4 protein-coding genes are annotated in these 2,641 nt (G+C 69.9%); 3 read left to right on the top strand and 1 reads right to left on the bottom strand.

Annotated features, from left to right (window positions below):
- Positions 1–63: 63 nt before the first annotated feature.
- The gene (locus tag GGQ98_RS17990; RefSeq protein ID WP_184072040.1) at positions 64–990 is read left to right on the top strand and encodes a chromosome partitioning protein ParB; all 927 of its coding nucleotides are present in this window, start codon (positions 64–66) and stop codon (positions 988–990) included.
- A gap of 55 nt (positions 991–1,045) precedes the next feature.
- Here GGQ98_RS17990 and GGQ98_RS17985 read toward each other — a convergent pair whose 3' ends face one another.
- Positions 1,046–1,270, bottom strand: coding sequence for a hypothetical protein (locus GGQ98_RS17985; protein WP_184072038.1), 225 nt, complete (start codon positions 1,268–1,270; stop codon positions 1,046–1,048).
- A gap of 372 nt (positions 1,271–1,642) precedes the next feature.
- Between GGQ98_RS17985 and GGQ98_RS17980 the strand changes: the two genes are divergently transcribed.
- Positions 1,643–1,963, top strand: a complete 321-nt coding sequence (locus GGQ98_RS17980; protein ID WP_184072036.1) for a DUF736 domain-containing protein — start codon at positions 1,643–1,645, stop codon at positions 1,961–1,963.
- A 270-nt stretch (positions 1,964–2,233) separates the two neighbouring features.
- Complete coding sequence (locus GGQ98_RS17975; protein WP_184072034.1) at positions 2,234–2,380, top strand: hypothetical protein; 147 nt, start codon at positions 2,234–2,236, stop codon at positions 2,378–2,380.
- The last annotated feature ends 261 nt before the right edge of the window (positions 2,381–2,641 follow it).

Raw genomic sequence — 2,641 nt, 5'->3', positions numbered from 1 at the left:
GTCGTTGTGGCGCTCCCATGGAGTATCTGTCCCATAGCGCATCCTTCCATTGCTGGCTGAATAATGCACCATCAAAGCCTGGGATCAAACACCTATGTCACCGACAAGGAGGCAAGCCGTCTCGAACGCGGCGAAGCGCTCGGCAGCGCGGCGAAGCCGCCGCGCCCCGAGGTGCCCGGCCCGCTTCAGACCTATATCGACCTCCACCGCCACGCCGCCGTGCGCGCGGCGCTGACCGCGCATGCGGGCACGGCGCTGCGCCTCATGGTGGCACATGCCATCGCCGGATCGCCGCTCTGGCGCGTCACGCCCGAACCGCAGACGTGCCGGAGTGACGCGGTGCGCGAGAGCGTCGAGGTGTCGAAAGGCGAGGCGGACTTCGACACGAAACGCCGCGCCGTCCTCGCGCTGCTCGGCCTGTCGGCGGAAGAGCCGACGCTCACCGGCGGCGGCGACGAGCGCCGCCTCGTCTCGCTGTTCCTGCGTCTCCTCGAGCTTGCCGATGTCGCGCTCATGGAGGTGATCGTGATCGTCATGGGCGAGACGCTCGCCGCCGGAAGCGCCGCGCTCGAGGCCGTCGGCATCGAGATCGGTGTCGACATGGCGCGCTACTGGCAGGCCGACGACGCCTTCTTCGCGTGCCTTCGCGACAAGGAGGTGCTCACGCGCATCGTCGCCGACGTCGCGGGCGAGCCCGTCGCCGCCGCGAACGCCAGGGAGACGGGCGCGGTCCTCAAACGTATCGTCCGCGATCATCTGGACGGGGTGAACGGACGCGCGAAGGTCGCGGGCTGGCTCCCGAAATGGATGGCGTTCCCGCCCGCCGCCTACACGGCGCGCGGCGGCGTCGGCAGCGTCGAGAGGGCCGCGCTTGTCGCCGCCGCGCGCGCGGGCGATGACGAACCGTCTCCCACGGACGGCGGCGCGGCGCGCATGCCGTCCTTGGAGGATGCAGGCGCAGACGCCGAACCGGCACGTCTCGCGGCATAACACCCGAGCGGGGGCGGCGTTCGCGTCGTCCCCGCCTTTTTTGGATTTCCCGCGCTCAGCCCGCGCCGTGCACGCTGACCGCCGTCTCGGTATCGCACAGCGCGCATGTGCCGCGCCGCCGCTCGAACCCGCCGCGCCCGGCAAGACCGCGCAGCGCGGCGTCCGCCTTGGAGCCGGGCTTGAGCGCGAGGCGCAGCGTCACGCACGCGTCGCAGATCGGCGCGCCGCCGAGCCGCGTGACGAGCGCTTCGATGCGCGCCGTGGTCGAGTCGCTGTTCATGGCCGGGGGGATATAGGCGCCCCCGCGCGGCGCCGGAAGCCGGGATCACGAAGGCGTTGCCGCTACCCGCGCGGACGCACATCCGCGTGCCGTTTCGTCTTCTCACGGTCTGGCGCCGTACACCGCCGGGCATGGCTTTGAGGCCTTGGGACAGCCGCGCGCGGCCGCAAAACCATCGCGCGCGGACTGATTTCCCCGCGCCGCCCGAGGGCGGCGCTCCTCGCGGCCGCTTCGCTTCAAATCAGCCCGCCGCTTCCGGTCCTCCGCTCAGTCGCTCCGGCCCTGCGGGTTCGCGCCGCACGTCCTGCGGCCGTCCCTTGAGGCGCGCCATCGCCCGGCACGGTGCCCGGCGATCACACAGGAGATCATCAAATGCCCGCAATCGGATATGTGCAGCGTCAGGCTGACGGCAGCTTCAAGGGATCGATCAAGACGCTTTCGGTGAACGCCGAAGTCACGATCCTTCCCAATCGCGGCAAGTCCGGCGACCAGCCCGACTACCGCGTCGTCTCGAATGGCGTCGAGCTCGGCGGCGGCTGGGTCCGCACCGGCGAGGTGAGCGGCCGCGAGTACGTCCGGCTCGCGATGTCGGCCCCGGAGCTCGGCGCGCGCACGCTTTACGCCAACCTCGGCCGCGCCGCAGGTCAGGATGACGACGACACCTACGCGATCATCTGGAACCCCGGCGACTGAGCCGGAAACCGCCCCGCGCCGGGTCACCGGCGCGGGGCTTTTTTCATTGCCGAAGCCCGTATCGGTGCGGGCGGGAGAAGGGTTTCTTCCACGACGCGGCCCATCGTCCGGCGGCGCGCGGACCGCGTCAAGGACGGCAGGGAACCCACCATTTTGCGTGCCGCAAAATCGTTGCCCCTGCCGCCGCTTGCAGCGGCCGCTTCGCGGTCCCTGACCCGGTCCGCGTGCCGCCGGAGGGGACCGCCTGTCCTGCAAAAAGAGGAGGCGAAGATGACGATCGAGGAACACATCGAGGAACTGCGCGCCGAGCTCAAATGGTGCGATGATGCCGCCGAAATTGCCGTGATCGCGCGCGAACTTCGTGCGGCATTGGCCGAGAAAGCCGCATTGGAAGCCGCAGTCGGGGTCCGGACATGACGACCGAAACGGGCCGGGAGCGATGCGAAGTCGGGCATCGTTTCCGGCGCTGTTTTCACGCGTGGATCGCGGGCCTGAGCGCGCGCGTAGCGGTTTTGCGCCCGCCCCCGGTGGTGCCGTGACGGGGCAAAAAAAGGCACTGAGGAAAGGGAGGGGAGCGAAGGGTAGTGCCGCCGTATTTGGGCAGGACTTCGCCGACACTTTGACCTGTTCCTGGCCTGCCGCCGACGCGCTCGCGGCTTGCGACGGGGGCGTCGCAGT

The sequence above is a fragment of the Sphingosinicella soli genome, from assembly GCF_014199685.1.
GTDB lineage: Bacteria > Pseudomonadota > Alphaproteobacteria > Sphingomonadales > Sphingomonadaceae > Sphingosinicella > Sphingosinicella soli.
Note: the sequence above shows the minus strand (reverse complement) of the source record. Positions and strands in the feature narration are given on the sequence as shown.